The sequence below is a fragment of the Actinomyces sp. S4-C9 genome (genome assembly GCF_000758775.1).
Lineage (GTDB): Bacteria > Actinomycetota > Actinomycetes > Actinomycetales > Actinomycetaceae > Gleimia > Gleimia europaea.
The window spans coordinates 37,361-54,188 of the sequence record NZ_JRMU01000018.1 but is presented as its reverse complement, the minus strand read 5'-3'; the positions used below and the strand labels follow the sequence as shown (position 1 = coordinate 54,188).

The 16,828-nt window shown below is 56.0% G+C and carries 15 protein-coding genes; all 15 read left to right on the top strand.

Translation table 11 applies throughout. The features are described 5' to 3' along the window. Positions 1-50 precede the first annotated feature (50 nt). The 15 genes from HMPREF1628_RS07400 (at position 51) to murC (ending at position 16,801) form a co-directional block, all read left to right on the top strand. The gene (locus tag HMPREF1628_RS07400) at positions 51-953 is read left to right on the top strand and encodes an ABC transporter ATP-binding protein (RefSeq protein WP_034510368.1); all 903 of its coding nucleotides are present in this window, start codon (positions 51-53) and stop codon (positions 951-953) included. Beyond that, a complete protein-coding gene (locus tag HMPREF1628_RS07395) occupies positions 950-1,735 on the top strand; it encodes an ABC transporter permease (protein WP_034510364.1) in 786 nt (261 codons plus the stop codon). Before HMPREF1628_RS07400 ends, HMPREF1628_RS07395 begins: the two co-directional genes overlap by 4 nt. Beyond that, on the top strand, positions 1,732-2,838 hold the full coding sequence (locus tag HMPREF1628_RS08730) for a sensor histidine kinase (RefSeq protein ID WP_052038988.1): 1,107 nt from the start codon (positions 1,732-1,734) through the stop codon (positions 2,836-2,838). The genes HMPREF1628_RS07395 and HMPREF1628_RS08730 overlap by 4 nt, the downstream gene beginning before the upstream one ends. A 2-nt stretch (positions 2,839-2,840) precedes the next feature. Then, a complete protein-coding gene (locus HMPREF1628_RS07385; protein WP_034510362.1) occupies positions 2,841-3,458 on the top strand; it encodes a response regulator transcription factor in 618 nt (205 codons plus the stop codon). A 266-nt stretch (positions 3,459-3,724) separates the two neighbouring features. Then, positions 3,725-4,156 (top strand): division/cell wall cluster transcriptional repressor MraZ, encoded by a 432-nt coding sequence (gene mraZ, locus HMPREF1628_RS07380; protein ID WP_034510360.1) that lies wholly within the window; start codon positions 3,725-3,727, stop codon positions 4,154-4,156. Between the two features lie 97 nt (positions 4,157-4,253). Further along, entirely contained in the window at positions 4,254-5,252 is a 999-nt protein-coding gene (rsmH, locus tag HMPREF1628_RS07375) for a 16S rRNA (cytosine(1402)-N(4))-methyltransferase RsmH (protein WP_034510358.1), read from the top strand. After that, on the top strand, positions 5,249-5,638 hold the full coding sequence (locus HMPREF1628_RS07370; protein ID WP_034510357.1) for a hypothetical protein: 390 nt from the start codon (positions 5,249-5,251) through the stop codon (positions 5,636-5,638). The genes rsmH and HMPREF1628_RS07370 overlap by 4 nt, the downstream gene beginning before the upstream one ends. Positions 5,639-5,650: 12 nt before the next feature. After that, positions 5,651-7,405 (top strand): peptidoglycan D,D-transpeptidase FtsI family protein, encoded by a 1,755-nt coding sequence (locus tag HMPREF1628_RS07365; protein ID WP_034510353.1) that lies wholly within the window; start codon positions 5,651-5,653, stop codon positions 7,403-7,405. A gap of 7 nt (positions 7,406-7,412) precedes the next feature. Further along, the gene (locus tag HMPREF1628_RS07360; RefSeq protein WP_052038986.1) at positions 7,413-9,032 is read left to right on the top strand and encodes a UDP-N-acetylmuramoyl-L-alanyl-D-glutamate--2,6-diaminopimelate ligase; all 1,620 of its coding nucleotides are present in this window, start codon (positions 7,413-7,415) and stop codon (positions 9,030-9,032) included. A 43-nt stretch (positions 9,033-9,075) separates the two neighbouring features. After that, complete coding sequence (locus tag HMPREF1628_RS07355) at positions 9,076-10,455, top strand: UDP-N-acetylmuramoyl-tripeptide--D-alanyl-D-alanine ligase (RefSeq protein WP_034510350.1); 1,380 nt, start codon at positions 9,076-9,078, stop codon at positions 10,453-10,455. 21 nt (positions 10,456-10,476) lie between these two features. Continuing rightward, a complete protein-coding gene (gene mraY / locus HMPREF1628_RS07350) occupies positions 10,477-11,565 on the top strand; it encodes a phospho-N-acetylmuramoyl-pentapeptide-transferase (protein ID WP_034510347.1) in 1,089 nt (362 codons plus the stop codon). Further along, a complete protein-coding gene (gene murD, locus HMPREF1628_RS07345) occupies positions 11,547-13,046 on the top strand; it encodes a UDP-N-acetylmuramoyl-L-alanine--D-glutamate ligase (RefSeq protein WP_034510343.1) in 1,500 nt (499 codons plus the stop codon). The genes mraY and murD overlap by 19 nt, the downstream gene beginning before the upstream one ends. Then, the gene (locus tag HMPREF1628_RS07340; protein WP_034510340.1) at positions 13,039-14,265 is read left to right on the top strand and encodes an FtsW/RodA/SpoVE family cell cycle protein; all 1,227 of its coding nucleotides are present in this window, start codon (positions 13,039-13,041) and stop codon (positions 14,263-14,265) included. Before murD ends, HMPREF1628_RS07340 begins: the two co-directional genes overlap by 8 nt. Before the next feature lie 8 nt (positions 14,266-14,273). After that, a complete protein-coding gene (murG, locus tag HMPREF1628_RS07335; protein WP_034510337.1) occupies positions 14,274-15,425 on the top strand; it encodes an undecaprenyldiphospho-muramoylpentapeptide beta-N-acetylglucosaminyltransferase in 1,152 nt (383 codons plus the stop codon). Then, a complete protein-coding gene (murC, locus tag HMPREF1628_RS07330; RefSeq protein ID WP_052038985.1) occupies positions 15,422-16,801 on the top strand; it encodes a UDP-N-acetylmuramate--L-alanine ligase in 1,380 nt (459 codons plus the stop codon). Before murG ends, murC begins: the two co-directional genes overlap by 4 nt. Positions 16,802-16,828 lie beyond the last annotated feature (27 nt).

Below are 16,828 nucleotides of genomic sequence, written 5' to 3'. Positions count from 1 at the left end.
TGTGACTACAGGCAGGGGGCCAAGAAGCCAATCCCTGGTGTAGTTGGAGTATGGAAACAAAAACGAATGCTCCCGCGGTCTCGGTTGCTTCAGTTGCCAAATCGTTCAAATCCGTGCAGGCACTAAAAGGCGTGTCGTTCGAGATTGAACGTGGTGACATAGTTGCGATTCTTGGACCAAACGGGGCTGGCAAAACAACACTGATAGACACTGTTCTTGGACTTTCCAAGCCGGATAGCGGAAGTACTAGCCTTTTTGGCCTTACCGCAAGCGAAGCCATTGCGAAATCCCTGGTGGGAGTCGTCATGCAAACGGGTGGTCTTTTACCAAACGTTTCTGTGCGTGACACGGTTAGTGAGGTCGCAGCGGCGTTCCCGAAGCACGTTCCGGTAGAGCAGGTGCTGCAAGAGGCTAACCTTTCCGAGATTGCTAGCCGGAAGGTGGGGAAATGTTCAGGCGGCGAAATGCAGCGCATCCGCTTTGCGTTGGCCTTGCTGGGCGCGCCCGACCTCCTAATCCTTGATGAGCCTACGGCTGGCATGGATCCTCGTGCCCGGCGCGACTTCTGGACCACCATGGAGTCACAGGCTAAGTGCGGACGCACAATCATCTTCGCTACGCACTACCTCGAAGAAGCGGAACATTTTGCTAAGCGCGTCATCTTTATGAATGAGGGCGAGGTCGTAGCTGACGGAACCGTTGATGAGGTGCGCGGTCTGGTTGCCGGCACCACGGTGGAAGCCCTTATTGATGGCGCCTTGACTTTGGAGCAGGTGCGGGCATGGCCGGAGGTGCTAAGTGCTCACCCGGAGGGACAGAAGGTGTCTATCTCAACGGGTCTTTCAGACGCTGTTGCACGGCGCTTGCTAGATGCTGGGGCAACGAATCTTCGCATTAGTTCAGCTTCGCTTGAAGACACGTTCTTTGAGCTGACGGAAAGGAGTGGAAAATGAGCGCAAACTTGGTAGCTTCGCGCCCAGCTGCGTACATGTTTTACAACGTAAAGAGGCTGCTTTCAGATTGGTCGCTATTAGCATTTGGCATCGGCTTACCCATTGTTCTCTACCTGGTTTTTGGCGCTACCTTGGCAGACATGGATGTGCGGCTCGAGCATGGAAATCTGGCGGCTTACGTGATGATCTCAATGGCTGTTTACGGTGGAATAACCGGAGCGGTTGGGCAGATTGGCAGCGTGGTGGTGGAATCGAACACCGGATGGTCGCGCCAGCTCGCCCTCACCCCACTTACTCGAGGGAAGAGGATAGCAGGGCTTATCGTGCCCGCCTTGGTGAGTATCGTACTTCCGGTTGCCGCAGTGTTCCTCACCGGGTTCTTGACGGGATCTGAAATGAGCGCAAAGGCTTGGGCTACTAGCTTCTTGTTTACGTGCCTGTCATCCATTCCATTCACGTTCTATGGTTCGGCAGTCGCATACGCGTTGCGTTCTCCAACAGCTGTCTCGATCGCGGCTGCTGCTTTAGTTCCGTTAGCGTTTTTTGGCAATATGTTTGCCCCGATATCGGCCACGATGTTGAAGATCGGCATGTTCACACCCATGTACGGTCCATCTGCACTGTCGCGTTACTGGCTAACCGATGGGGCGCAGAGCATTTCTCAAGATCCGTGGTTTGTACAGCATGATCTGTGGGTAGGGATAGTTAACATATTGGTGTGGGCGGCCGTGTTCGCCTTGGCAACGGCGCTACTTCGCAGGAGGACCTTGGAGAGGCAATGAAAATGAAGCCCGCAGCGAAGTTCAGCTGGACTGACAGTGCTTTTGCTTCCGTCTGGCTAATCTTCTTAGTTTTCTCAATCGTCTCGCTAGCCACGGATGACATGCCGAACCTGCAGCGCACGTTTGGATTCGTCTTCCTCATAATGTTCGCGCTGATGTATCCCATTGCCAACGGGTATCTGGCTAGCTGGCCGGAGGGCGCAGTTGGCAAGCGGGTGGCTTTTTGGTGGGCGGTGCTGTGCATCCCCATAGTCGGGTTCAGTATTTTTGTGAGCCCTCTGTTCAGCTACGTGTTTTTTCCCTACATGTTTGCTATCACGGTATTCACACTACGTGGGCCAGTGCGGCTTTGGCTGGCAGCAATATTGGTGGCGGCGTGCACCATCTTCGCGCTGCTTTTTGCGCCAAGTAAAACGATCTTGATGGTGTGGTTAGGCCACGCACTGCTTTCGCCAATCCTGATGCTCCCAATCGCGCTTTTGTCGGATAAGGTTGAGCGTCAAGATGCCCTCGCCGCCGAGGTTGCGATAGCTCACGAACGTGAAGAGATAGCAGCCGACTTGCATGACCTGCTGGGGCAAACCCTCACGCTCCTCTCCTTGAAAGCAGATGTTGCGGCGAAGGTAGCTGAACGCCAGCCGGAGAACACCGCAGTAGTAAAAGAGAGCCTGGATGAGATCGCGGGCCTGTCAAGAGTTGCCCTCGCAGAAGTGCGCGCTGCAGTAACTCGCACCCGAATGCCAGACTTTGCCGGTGAGATGAAAGCTGCAAGAAGGGCTTTGCAAACTGCAGGCATCGCAGTCCAGTCTCCGGCTCCAGAAGAGTCAGCTCGCGTCGCCGGCGTGAACTCCTATCTCTTTGGGTGGGTGCTTCGTGAAGCCGTAACCAACGTGGTGCGTCACTCGGGCGCATCTTCCTGCACCATTAACGTCACGCCCACATCCATAACCGTTAGTGATAACGGGCGTGGATTTCAGCAAGTCGGCGCAGGTGGATCCGGTCTTTCCAGTATGAAGCGTAGAGTCGAAGAGGCCGGGGGAAGCGTCGCTATAACGGGTGATGAGGGCACAACGGTTGAGGTTCGCATGGCGGGGAGGAACTAGCGATGGAAGCAATCCGTGTCGTAATCGCAGACGACCAGCATCTGGTGCGCGGAGCGCTTGCCGCTCTGCTGGCTCTCGAAGCTGACATTGAGGTTGTGGCGGACGTTGCAACGGGTAATGAGGCGCTTGACATTGCGCGCCGCAAGGAAGCGGACGTGCTGCTGCTGGATATTGAAATGGGGGAGGAATCTTTAACCGGTCTTGAAGTTGCCGAGAAAGTATCGCAACTTCACCTGCCTGCGCGGGTTCTAATAGTCACTACGTTCGGTCGCCCCGGATACTTACAGCGAGCTCTTGAAGCCGGGGCCCTCGGATTTATCGTCAAAGACACGCCATCGTCGCAGCTAGCTGAAGCGGTGCGGCGCGTCCATCGCGGTCTGCGAGTGATCGACCCTGCGCTCGCGGAAGAGTCCTTGTTTACGCCGCGTTCTCCGCTATCGGAGCGGGAGGCAGACGTGTTACGAGCCGCCCTTGCGGGCGGGTCGATCAAACATGTAGCCGAGGCGTTGGGCTTAAGCCAAGGAACGGTGCGAAACCACATTTCGTCGGCGATAGCAAAGGTTGGGGCAGACAACCGTTACGAGGCGTCGAGGATAGCTCGGGACCGCGGCTGGCTGTAGCTCCACTTCCCGCCACGCATCCTGTTTGGGCTGAGAGAATTTCCTCTCAGCCCATTTTCGCGCCCAGGGTGCTCCGCCTGGTTCTGAAGCTTGACGCAAAACACAAAAAATCCCTCCACCTCACTCCACACTTAATTTTTGGCTATTTAGCAGGCCTTATTTATGTTCAACATTTGAAAATCGCGTTTATGTTGTTCCAATGGGGTTTGAAGTGGGGTAAAGTGGTGATAACCGAATAGGTGTGGTTAGCGACGGGGAGGTGAAACGTGTTCCTAGGTACGTATGAGCCAAAGCTAGATCCGAAGGGGCGCGTGATCTTGCCCGCGAAGTTTCGTGAACAGCTTTTGGAAGGATTGGTGCTAACGCGAGGTCAGGACAGGTGCCTGTACGCGTTTCCAAAGTCCGAGTTTGAAGGCATGTTCGACCAGCTACGGCAGGCTCCGCTGAGCTCAAAGCAGGCACGCGATTACGTTCGCGTGATGCTCTCGGGCGCTTCAGACGAGTTGCCGGACAAGCAGGGGCGAATCACGATCCCGCAGAACCTTCGCACCTATGCGGGTCTTACTCGCGATCTAGCTGTCATAGGAGCTGGCGCGCGGGTGGAGATTTGGGACGCCGAGCAGTGGGCAATGTACCTCGAGAATCAAGAAGAGGTCTTCTCGTCTACTGCCGACGAAATTATTCCGGGAATGTTTTAGTTCATCCTGATCTCCAACCGAGAATCCGAAGTCACTTCCCCGGCGGCGGACGCGGTGGTAGTCCTGGCTGAACTAGTTCGTAATGAGAGGGGGCATCGTGGAGCTTTCGCCTGAAGCAATCAGTGAGCTACACGATCCCGTTCTCGTATCCAACGTTCTTGAATTGCTGGATCCAGTTTTGGCCAATGGTGGTGTGCTGGTAGACGGGACTCTCGGTATGGGTGGCCATACCGAGGCGGTTCTTAAGGCCTTCCCAAATGCTTCGGTTATCGGTATTGACCGAGATCCGCGTGCGATTGAGCTGGCCAGTGCGCGCCTTGCGCAGTTCGGATCTCGTTTTACTCCGTTTCTCGCCACTTATGATCAGATTGAAAGCGTCATTGCGCAGGCTGGTCTATCAGCGGTTGATGCGGTGTTCATGGATCTGGGTGTCTCATCCCTTCAGCTCGATGACGATGAACGGGGTTTCTCGTATTCACGCCGGGCACTCCTAGATATGCGCATGGATCAAACCGGCGGAATGAGTGCTGCGGATTTGCTCGCATCTGCTAGTGAAGCTGAGCTAGCTCGAATCCTGCGAGTTTATGGCGAAGAGAGGTTTGCCAGCAGGATCGCGCGACGCATTGTCTTGACACGCGAGGAGCAGCCGCTTACGGACTCTTTGCAACTAGCGGAGCTGGTTCGTGAAACGATTCCGGCGGCAACGCGGCGCTCGGGTGGACACCCCGCGAAGCGGACGTTCCAGGCCCTTCGAATAGCTGTAAATGATGAACTCACGATTTTGGAACGGGCGTTGCCCTCCGCGCTGTCGACTTTGCGCGTTGGGGGTCGCTTGGCGGTGGAGTCGTACCAATCTCTCGAGGATCGCATCGTTAAGCACCTATTCAAAGAAGGCTCTACACCCCTGCAAATGCCAAAGGGGGTACCGATCCGGCCTAGTGAACAGCCGCAAGCTCCTTTGGAACTTCTTACGAGGAAGGCGATTCAAGCGTCGGAGGCTGAAGTTGCGGTGAATCCGCGGGCTAAATCGGTGCGCTTGCGCGCGGTCCAACTTAACACTCCCTACAACAAGCAAGATAAAAGGAGCTCCCAATGACGTCGAGCGCTCTAAGAACGCGGCCGGCTCAGCCAAGGCGCGAGCAATCACGTCCTCCTCTTCGCGTTATCGCGTCCGAGGCTGGTCCGCGAGCTGCTTTCCCCGTGATTGCTATAGTTGCGTTGGTGTTGATCGCGGTACTTGCTGTGAACCTGTTTATCACTACCCAAATGGCGCAAACCGCCTACGAGATTCGCGACTCGCGTGCGGAGCTTGTTCGGCTGACTGAAGAGACGCAAACACTACGACAGAAGTTGCAGGTGGCCTCATCTCCGGCAGCGTTGCAGAAGGCAGCGGACGCGCAGGGCATGGTCCCTGCAGGTCAGGCGGGTTTCATTAAACTGAGTGAAGGTAGTGTAGAGGGCGGAATCGCAGCCGTTCGTTAGTTAGGAGGCCAGGTGAGTAAATCGCAGGCCGGCTCGCAAACGGCGACACGTGTATTTTTCGGCATCGCTATCTTCTTTTTCGTTGCGATTATGCTGCAGCTGATTAATGTGCAGATAATTCAAGGAGCTGATCTTGCCGAGCAGGGTAGGTCGGTGCGAATGCATGCGGCAACGATTGATCCGCGGCGCGGAGACATTGTAGATGCTAACGGAAGCACGTTTGCAACCACAGTTGAGACCTACCACATTGCGGTAAACCAGGTGAATATCGCCAACACCAAAGTGTGGGACATCGACGAAGAGGGTAACCGAACCCAAATTGGGGCGGGCCCCGTTTTTGTTGCGCAAAAACTTGCTCCGGTTTTGCAGATGGACGAGGCCGAGGTGGGAGGCCAACTGATTGGCAACTCCACGTACCACTATCTGAAGAAAGACGTTGACGTTGAGACCTGGCGGAAGGTACGTGCACTACAGATTTACGGCATCGAGTGGGAGCCTTCCTACAAGCGCGTGTACCCAAACGACACGGTCGCAGCCTCGATTATTGGAACCATCGATGCCGAAGGAAAGGGCTCGTCGGGTCTTGAACTCACGCAGGACGCTAAGCTAACGGGTCAGCCTGGTCGCATGGTCCAAGAATACGGCCCCTACGGTGAGGTCATTCCGGGTGGCAAAACGATCTCGGAACCCGCTGTTCAAGGCGCGACTGTGCACACAACGCTACGTTTGGATCTACAACACTCCACTGAGGAAATTGTAAATAAGGCCGTGGAAACCTACTCGGCGCAGTGGGGAAGTGCCATTGTTCAAGAGATCTCGACGGGCAAGATCTTGGCCATGGCCGAATCAGGAAACAAACCAATTACCAACCAGCCACAGCCGGTTAAGAGCGTGCAATACTCCGTAGAACCCGGCTCTATCGGTAAGATTATGACATTTGCCACGGCCCTCGACGAAGCAAAAATTACCCCCGTCACTCCGGTACTAACGCAGTACAAGTACACAACGCCAGATGGACAAGAGTTTCAGGACTCACACGAGCATCCCGACTACACGCTCACCGCGACGGGAGTCCTGGCAGAATCTTCTAACACCGCTACCGTGCGGGTCGGCTCGATGGTTACTGACGATGACCGCTATAAGCTTATGAAAGCAATGCACCTTGGTGAGGCGATTGATATCGGCCTGCCGGGGGAGACTCCCGGTATTTTGGTAGAGCCGTCACAGTGGGATGGGCGTCAGCGCTACACCACTATGTTTGGGCAAGGTTACGCGGTAACCCAGCTACAGCAGGTTGGAATGATGGCTGCCTTTGCTAACGGGGGTGTGTATCAGCCAGCCCGCCTGATTGAAGGGTGGACTAGTCCGGACGGTACTTACGAGGCCGCTCCGCAGCGCGAACCAGAACGGGCGCTCGACGCAGATACGGCTAAGACGGTTTTGACGATGCTTGAATCAACGACGGCCGATGAAGAGGGCACGGGCTATACGTTTAACGTTGAGGGTTATCGCATAGCTGCGAAGACGGGTACTGCCGAGGTTTTCGAGAATGGGCTGACGATTGGTACGGCCACGACAGTTGCAGGTGTCGTTCCCGCCGATAAGCCGGTTATTGCGGTTTCGGTTATCTTGTACCTGCCAAAGTACGGAATCCTTGCTGCTCAGTCTGCGGGCCCGTTGTTCAAATCAATTGTTACAGAGTCGGTGCAAAATCTGGGTATTCCAGGCTCGTCTGAAGAGGCCGTGCTTTACCCGATGAAGCCTTAGGACTGCTATGAGTGAACTAAAAGATTTACGTCCTAGCTCGGTAAGGGGAATCAGCGCGCAGCATCTTGCGAGTGCGCTGGGAGCTACAATCCGCCGTGCGGATTCCGATCCGCTGATTACCGGGGTAACGCTCGATTCGGCGGATGTGCAGCCAGGAGACCTATTCGTTGCGATTCCTGGCTTCAAACGTCATGGCGCAGAGTTCGCTCCTAAAGCTGTTGAGGGGGGTGTCGTCGCAGTTGTAACAGACGCCGCAGGGGTCTCTATGCTCGAGGGCGCAGAGGGTTTTGTGCTGCTGGAGGTAGCAGATCCGCGGGCAATCGCAGGGTTGGCGGCGGCCCACGTTTATGGCAATCCCGGCGCGTCCATGAGCGTTATTGGAATTACTGGAACGAACGGTAAGACCACAACTGCACACTTTGTGCATCACGTGCTTTCGCAGATGTCAGGACCCACTCTGCTGATCGGGACGGTGGGGGTGAGCCTCGGTGACACGCATGTTTCTTCTGCACGCACGTCTCTCGAAGCACCCGTTTTGCATCGTGTTTTGGCCTGGGCATTAGAGCGCGGCGCAAAGAACGTGGTCATGGAGGTCTCTAGCCACGCATTGAGTCTGCACCGCGTGGCGGGGATGAAGTTTGACGTTTGCGCATTCTTGAATCTGCAGCGCGATCATTTGGATTTCCATAAAACGATGGAGAGCTACTTCGAGGCGAAAGCTAGCCTGTTTGACGGTTGTCTTTCGAAGCGAGCAGTGATTTGTGTAGATGACGAGTGGGGAGAACAGCTGGCGCAAATGGTGCGCATACCCACGGTGACGGTTTCAACCAATTCCGAGGCTGATTGGCACGTCATTTCACACTCGCTTAACCAGGTGGATGCGGGAACGGATGTGACGATCTGCGAAGGTAAGACTAATGTGCGTCTGCATTGCCCACTGCCGGGAATGATTAACGTGCAAAATGAGCTGACGGCCCTGGCTATCTTGGTCAGTTTAGGTTTTGAGACTGCCAGGGTGTGCGAGGAGCTTGCTCGCACGCCGGGGGTCCCCGGGCGTATGGAGGTAGTGGCGGAACGCTCACCGTACGCGCCACTCGTTATCGTGGACTTCGCTCACACAGCCGATGCCATTGCGAGCGCGTGCGCGGCTCTAGACCCGGTAACGCCGGGGGCGTTGTGGATTTTGTTTGGTGCAACGGGAGAGCGAGATCGCGGTAAGCGGCCGGAAATGGGCGCGGTGGCGCTGGCCTCAGCTGATTTTGTGGTGCTCACTGATGACGACATCTACGGAGAAGACCCGGCGCAGATTCGCGCTGAGGTTGCCGCTGGGTTTGAAGGCGCACCAGGTCGGGCCCGTGCCGCGTGGGAAAGTGATGACCGTAAGAGTGCGATTTACGAGGCCGTGCTGGCAGCAAGCCCGGACGACACGGTGCTGATCGCGGGCCGCGGACATGAGACGATCCAGATGATTGGTGAAAAACCCCACGTATTGGACGATCGGGTGGAGGCGCGAGCCGCTCTTTCGAAGCGTTCTTCACGCACTTCGTCGCTGGGAGCTGGCGAGCCGGTAACAACCGCGTTGCCAAAGTTACGAATGATCAGCAAAACGTGGGAAGATTTTCAGTAATACTGATACAAGGACGTGTCGCGGCGTTTAGATGGAGAGGCGAATGAGGTACTCAGCAGACGAGATTGCGAAAGTCGTCGACGGTCGACTGGTTGGTGATAACACGGTCGTTTCCGGTGGCGTGTACACGGATTCACGTGAGGTGACCCCGGAATCGTTGTACATTGCGCGTGTCGGTGAGCACGCCGATGGTCATGATTACCTTGATTCGGCGGTTGAACGTGGCGCTGTTGCGGCGATTGTGACGCGAGAGGACGCGGGGCCGCAGAATCTGACCAAGATCGTGGTGAAAGATGCAACGAAGGCGCTGGGGTTGCTGGCGCAGGCCCATCTGAAGAAGCTTCGCGAAGCGGGCGATATCGACGTTGTGGGGATCACCGGCTCTGTAGGCAAGACCACCACCAAGGATCTAACGGCGGGAATTTTGCGCGCGTTCGCGCCCACTGTTGCGCCGGTTTCTTCGTTTAATAACGAGGTTGGCATGCCGTTGACAGTTCTTCGAGCGGATGAGAACACGCGTTATTTGGTATTGGAGATGGGGGCTTCCGGGCCGGGACATTTGCAGTACCTTGCGAAGATTGCCTCTCCAGATATTGCAGTTGAGCTTGCGGTGGGCAAGGCGCACCTGGGTGGCTTCGGCTCGGTTCCGGCATTGGCACACGCCAAGGCGGAGCTTGTTGAGGGTCTAGCCAAGGGCGGCACAGCAATTTTGAATCGCGACGATCCAAATGTTCGCGATATGCAGTCGCTAGCCAAGGGCGCGGTCTTGTTCTTTTCTGCTGCAGGTAAGTCTGACGCGGAAGTGCGCGCCGTTAACGTAAAGCTCGATGACTCGTCTTGCGCTACCTTCGATCTTGAGGCGGGAGACGTTCTGAAGAAGGTAAAGCTCGGCCTTGTGGGCCGTCATCAGGTATCCAACGCGCTCGCGGCCATCAGCGTTTGCCTAACTCTTGGTTTGGATCCACAAAAGATCGTCGAGACGCTCAATTCGCTACGCGCGCAGAGCCCGCACCGTATGAGTGTCACGCACACACGCGGCATTACGATAATCGACGATTCGTATAATGCGAATCCGGATTCGATGAAGGCGGGCCTGGAGGTGCTTGGAAAGCTGGGAGAAAATGGGGCGCGGCGCATCGCTGTGCTTGGCGTGATGCTTGAGCTGGGGAAGAGTTCAACGTCTCTGCACCGGGAGGTAGGGCGCCTGGCTGATGAGGCCCGCGTGGATGTGCTGATCACGGTTGGTGATGGTGCTCAACCAATTGGCGAGCCGCTTGTTGGAAAGGCCGACATTTATCACTTTGAGAGTGCGGAAGAGGCGGGAGCTAAGTTGCGCGATTTGGTTCAAGCGGGAGACTTCGTATTCTTGAAGGGATCGAATGGTTCGGGGGTCTGGAAAATCGCCGACGAGTTTTTAGCGTAGTTAGGACCGGAGGGCTTAAACGTGGTAGCCATTGTCGTTGCGACGGCCGTATCGTTGGTCATCGCGCTGTTCGGCACCAAAGCTTTTATTAAGCTGCTGATTCGTAAAGAGTACGGGCAGTTCATCCGTCAAGACGGGCCAACTCAGCACTTTACGAAGCGCGGCACGCCGACTATGGGCGGTGTCGTGATAATTGCTGCTTCGTTGATTGGCTGGCTGGTAGGGCATATTTCGATTGGGCGGTTTCCCGACCTATCTTCTATCCTGCTCATGTTTTTGTTTGTTGGACTTGGCGTCGTTGGCTTTTTGGATGATTTCATCAAGATTAAGAGACACCGTTCACTTGGTTTGAATCCGGCGGCAAAGATCCTGGGACAATTGGCCGTTGGCACGGTTTTTGCCGGATTAGCGCTTAGCTTCCCTGATGCCAGGGGCAATACTCCCGCCTCGATGAAGATTTCGGTCGTGCGCGATCTGGATTGGGCAAACTTAGCTTTCGCCGGTACGGCGCTAGGCGTGATCCTGTTTATTTTGTGGGCGAATTTCCTCGTGGCCGCTTGGTCTAATGCAGTGAACTTAACGGATGGTCTTGATGGCCTGGCAACGGGCTCATCGATGTTTGTTTTTGGCGCGTATACCGTGATCGCGATATGGCAGTACTACCAATCCTGTGCGGTAACGGTTGCGAACGCCGCCTTGTGTTATGAGGTGAGGGATTCTCTGGGGCTCGCGGTAGCTTCCGCGGCGATAGTGGGCGCGGCGTTTGGATTCCTCTGGTGGAATGCAGCCCCGGCACAGATTTTTATGGGTGACACTGGCTCGCTCGCTCTGGGTGGCGCGTTTGCGGGAATGTCGATTCTTACCCAAACGGAGTTTCTGGCGATCATTATTGGCGGACTATTCATGATTATCGTGATGTCTGACGTGATCCAGATTGGCGTATTCAAGATGACGGGCAAGCGCGTGTTCCGAATGGCGCCGCTTCACCACCATTTTGAACTTTTGGGTTGGAAAGAAATCACGATCGTAATTCGATTCTGGATTATTGCAGGCTTGTTTGCCGTGCTTGGGCTGTCGCTGTTCTACGCGGAATGGGTGGCGCGGCTGTGAGCTGGCTTGAATCTAAAGTCGCGGTAATCGGCCTGGGAACTACGGGCCGCGCGGTTATGGACGCTTTAGGCCAGCTTGGGGTGCGGGCGGTTGGCTTCGACTTGAAGGCGCCCGAAGGGTTTGCGTCGTTTGAATCGGGTAACCAGCAGTTCGTTATTGGTGGTGAGGTAGAGCAGGCTAGCGCTCTTGCGGATGATTTCGGCCTAGTGGTGGTGTCTCCAGGAGTTGCCCCGCATTCTCCCGTGTTTCAAGCGGCGCGGAATCTGAACTTACCGGTGTGGAGCGAGGTTGAGCTCGCCTGGCAGATCCAGCAACACCTCGGTAAAGACATCGCTTGGCTCACCGTGACTGGCACTAACGGCAAGACCACCACGGTTGGTCTTTTAGGCGCGATTTTAGAGGCGGATTCTGAGCGCGTACGCGTGGTTGGCAACGTTGGCATGCCGATCGTCAGCGTTGTGATGAAAGAGGACGTGGACGTGCTGGCTGTTGAGCTTTCTAGCTTCCAGCTATATTCCACGCAATCAGTAGAGCCCGTAGCGTCTGTCTGCCTGAACGTGGATGCTGATCATCTGGATTGGCATGGAACGGTTGAGGAGTACGCGAAGGCGAAGGCGCGAGTGTATGAGAACACGCGCGTGGCATGTGTGTATGATGCGGCAGATTTGGTTGTCGAGAACATGGTGATGCAGGCTGATGTGACCGAAGGGGCACGAGCAATTGGCTACGCTCTTGACGTTCCGGCGGTGTCCCAGGTTGGCCTTGCCCAAGATGAGGATGAGGTGCTCATCGTTGACCGTGCTTTTGTAGCTAACCGGCATACGCAGGCAGCGGCTCTTGCCACGCTCGCCGACGTGGCTCACTTCGCGGGTCCATCCCCTTCTGCTGCGATCATCAAAGACACTTTGGCCGCAATCGCGCTTGCTCGAGCCTACGGCGCGTATTCCAAGAAGGACATTGATTCTAGTGCTGTGGTTGCGGGGCTGCGTGCATTCCATCCGGCCGGGCACCGGCGTCAAGTGATTGGCGAGGTTGCCGACATGATTTGGATTGATGATTCGAAGGCTACTAATGCGCATGCGGCTGCCGCGTCCCTGTCAGGTTTCGCCCCGGGAACAGTCATTTGGATCGCCGGAGGGGACGCTAAGGGCCAGGACTTCCACTCCCTGGTGAAGGCTGTTGCGCCGGCATTGCGCGGCGTGGTGGTGATAGGTGCTGACCCTACGCCAATCACGAGTGCGCTTACTGACGTTGCGCCGCAAATTCCGCACGTGATTGTGGATGGGCATGAAGATTGGATGTATTCCGTGGTCAATGAGGCCGTGGCTTTGTCGCGGCCTGGAGACACGGTTGTATTAGCTCCTGCCGCTGCGTCGTGGGACCAATTCAATAGCTACGCCGAACGCGGTGACGTGTTCCGCGAGGCCGTTGCACGTTTGGACGAGGCGTGGCAAATCCCGCAGGAGCTGCCCGGTGATTGAAAAGCTGAAGACCCGCGCCAGAAGCATCCCGAAGCTCCAATTTGGAACGGGAAGCCACGCTGAGCCTTCTCCGGTCACCACGTATTACCTGATTTTGGTGCCGGTCATTTGCCTGATCGCGATAGGTTTCGTGATGGTGTTTTCTGCCTCAACCGTGCGTGTCATATCGCAGGGAGAGAATCCATATACTGCCTACCTTCGCAATCTTCTAATCATGGCGTTTGGGGTATTCACCCTGGTCGTGGCTATGAGGCTACCAAACCGGTTTTGGTATCGTGCTGCTCCCTGGGTGTTTATAGCGACCTTAATACTGCAGTTCTCGGTTGCCACTCCTTGGGGCGTAGAATCCGGTGGTAACACTAACTGGATCATGATCCCCGGCATATCCATTCTAATCCAGCCATCAGAAGCGTTAAAGGTCGGGATGGCACTGTTTATTGGCTGGGTCATTATCAGGCTGAATCTGGATCGCACGAATTTTACGCACATCGCGGTAAATGTGGGTTTGCCCCTCGCGGTTGGCCTGGGTGGCATTATGGCGGGTCATGACCTCGGTACAGCTCTAGTCGTGGTGGCACTGGCCGCGGGAGCTCTAGCTGCTGCACGTGTACCCGGTAAGTGGTTTGGTATTGCGGTACTCGCTTTTATCCCGGTTGCCGCATTTGCAGTGTTTCAGAACCAGTCGCGCTTGCAACGCGTTATTTCCGTTATACCGGGGTTTAGGCAGCCTCCTAATCCCGCGGCACCCGAACAGATTGACCACGCGTTGTGGGCTCTAGGATCGGGCGGTCTAACCGGTGTAGGGCCCGGTGCTTCGAAAGAGAAATGGAACTATCTGGCCGAGGCCCACACGGACTTTATCTTTGCGATTTTGGGTGAAGAACTTGGCTTGATTGGCACGGTGTTCGTTGTTGTCACGTTTGCAGTGCTGATCTATGGCCTCACGCGCCTGTCGCTGTACCACTCCGATGATTTTTCGCGCATTGTGTCGGGCGGTGTAACCATGTGGATCGGGGCGCAGGCAATCATTAACATGGGTGCAGTGGTGGCGGTTTTGCCCGTGATTGGTGTTCCGCTACCTCTGATTTCAACGGGCGGTTCGGCGTTTGTGGCCACTTGTGCTGGCCTGGGAATAGTATTGAGTTTTGCTCGAAAAGATTCGGGTATGGAAAAGGCGTTTGGTTTGCGTACGCTATTTCGCAGGCCTTCGAAAAAGTAGGTGTAGAGATGACTTCGGTTAACGCGGGTGCAAGAGTCCTTTTAGCGGGAGGTGGATCCGCGGGGCACGTGAATCCATTGCTGGCTGTGGCTTCGGTTTTGCGTGATCGCGATATCGAAGTGCAGGCTCTGGGAACGGCTTCGGGCCTCGAAATGGACCTAGTGCCACAAGCTGGTATTACGCTTCACACCATTAAGAAGGTTGCGGCACCGCGTCGCCCAAACAAGGCGGCCTTGACATTTGCGCCGGACTTAGCAAAGACGGTGCGCGACGTTGAGCGTTTGATCAAGAGTGGGGGAGTCGAGGCCGTAGTTGGTTTTGGCGGTTACGTTTCAGCGCCTGCGTATTTGGCGGCTCGAGCGCAAGGAATCCCCGTGGTGATCCACGAGCAAAACGCTCGCGCAGGTTTAGCAAATAAGCTGGGAGCCCGTTTTGCGGCGGCACTTGCTCTGACATTTTCGCAAACTAGTTTGAAAGCTCGCCGGGGGATAACGGAAGTTACGGGACTTCCCCTACGCCCTGCTATTAGGCAGCTTGCCGAGGATCGAGCTAGTCAAGAGGGCAGGGCAAGGCGGCGCGAGCAGGCTTGTGCGCAGCTTGGACTCGATCCGAGTAGACCAACTGTGCTGATCACGGGCGGCTCTCTTGGAGCCCTACATTTGAATCAGGTGATGGTGCAGGCGGCCTCGGCATTTGGGCCAGATCATCAGGTTTTGCATTTGACGGGCAAGGGAAAATCGGAAGGAATTGCCGACGAAGTCGCGGCGAGCGGTTTTGCGGGTACTTGGACCCTGCGCGAATACGCGATGGATATGGAGACGTACTTCGCGGCCGCGGACCTGGTTATTGGCAGGGCGGGTGCAGGTATGGTTGCCGAGCTCACGGCCTTGGGACTGCCGGCCGTTTATGTTCCGCTTCCGATTGGAAATGGCGAGCAGAAGCTGAACGCACTAGAGCAGGTGCGCAAGGGTGGGGCAATGCTGTTCGACGACAGTGATTTTTCAGAAAAGATTGTCCGCTCCTTTGTGGTACCTCTGCTTGATTCTTCTCAGCGTTTGGAGGATATGGCCAAGGAGTCCGCGAAGCTCGGTCACGTGGACGCCGCCTATCGCGTGGCAGATTTGGTTGAATCGGTCCTATGCAGGGGGCAGGTCAAATGAGTTTCTATCTGATCGGTATTGGCGGGGCAGGTATGTCCGTGGTTGCGGAGCTGCTTCACGCTAAGGGTGAGGTCGTGTGCGGATCAGATGCGAAGGATTCGAAGAATCTCGATCATTTGCGTTCGCTTGGGATTGAGGTTTTTGTGGGGCACGACGCTGCTCACGTGCCGGCTGACGCCCGCGTGGTGATCTCCACGGCGGTGCGCGAGTCAAATCCTGAGTTGGCGATTGCGCGCGAGCGCGGCCAGGAGGTGCTCCATCGTTCCCAGGCGCTTGCGTTGGCGGCTAAGGGAATGGATTTTGTTGCTGTTGCCGGCGCTCATGGCAAGACGACTTCATCGGGAATGCTCGCGGCGGCCCTGTCCCAGGCGGGCATGGACCCTTCGTTTGCGGTGGGAGGTGTCGTAACAGGTTTCGACACGGGCGCACACCTGGGTGCCTCCTCGGTGTTTGTAGCGGAGGCCGATGAATCCGATAAGTCCTTCTTGAATTACAGCCCCAGGGTGGCGCTGGTAACGAATGTTGAACCGGATCATTTGGATAACTACGGTTCACGTGAAGAGTTTGAACAAACTTTCTTGAAGTTCGCGCAAAAGATAGTGCCGGGTGGCCTTCTGGTTGTGTGTAGCGATGACGATGGGGCGGCAAGGCTCGGTAGGGCGTATGAGGAACTGGGCGGGCGCGTATGGTCTTATGGCGGGCTAACTGAAGACGAGGGGCTTTGGCGTGGGCGAAAGCACGCAGTGGTTTCCGCGGCAAAGTTGGCCCCTGCACATGCGAGCGCAACTGTTTGCTTCGATGGACAAGAAACGCAATTGTCGTTGAACGTGGGCGGGGCGCACAACTTGGAGAACGCTACGGGCGCACTGCTAGTGGGTATTGAGCTGGGCGTTCCTATGGAGCGTATGGCAACCGCCTTGCACTCGTTCAAAGGCACGGGGAGACGCTTCGAACTGCGCGGAAAAGCGCAGGGTAAGGTCCTGGTGGATGATTATGCGCACCATCCGTCCGAGGTTGCGGCAGCGCTGCGGCAAGCCCGCGTGGAGTCGGGTGGCGGACGTGTGCTCGTACTGTTCCAGCCGCACTTGTATTCACGTACCAAGACTTTTGCGACCGAGTTTGCTAAAGCTTTCCAACTGGCTGATCGGCTGTATATTACCGATATTTTTGGGGCGCGCGAAGATCCTGTGGAGGGCGTAACATCGCAGCTTATCTCTAACCAGGTTCCCGGGGCCCACTACATTCCGGACATGCGTGAGGCTGCGCAAGCGATCGCGAACGAAGCGCGTGAGGGCGATTTAGTTATCACCATGGGAGCCGGTAGCATCACATCGATGGGTGAGGTCATTTTAAACCGCTGGGGCGCCAGTAAGTGAAACGTCCAGGGCTGCCAAACACGCCTC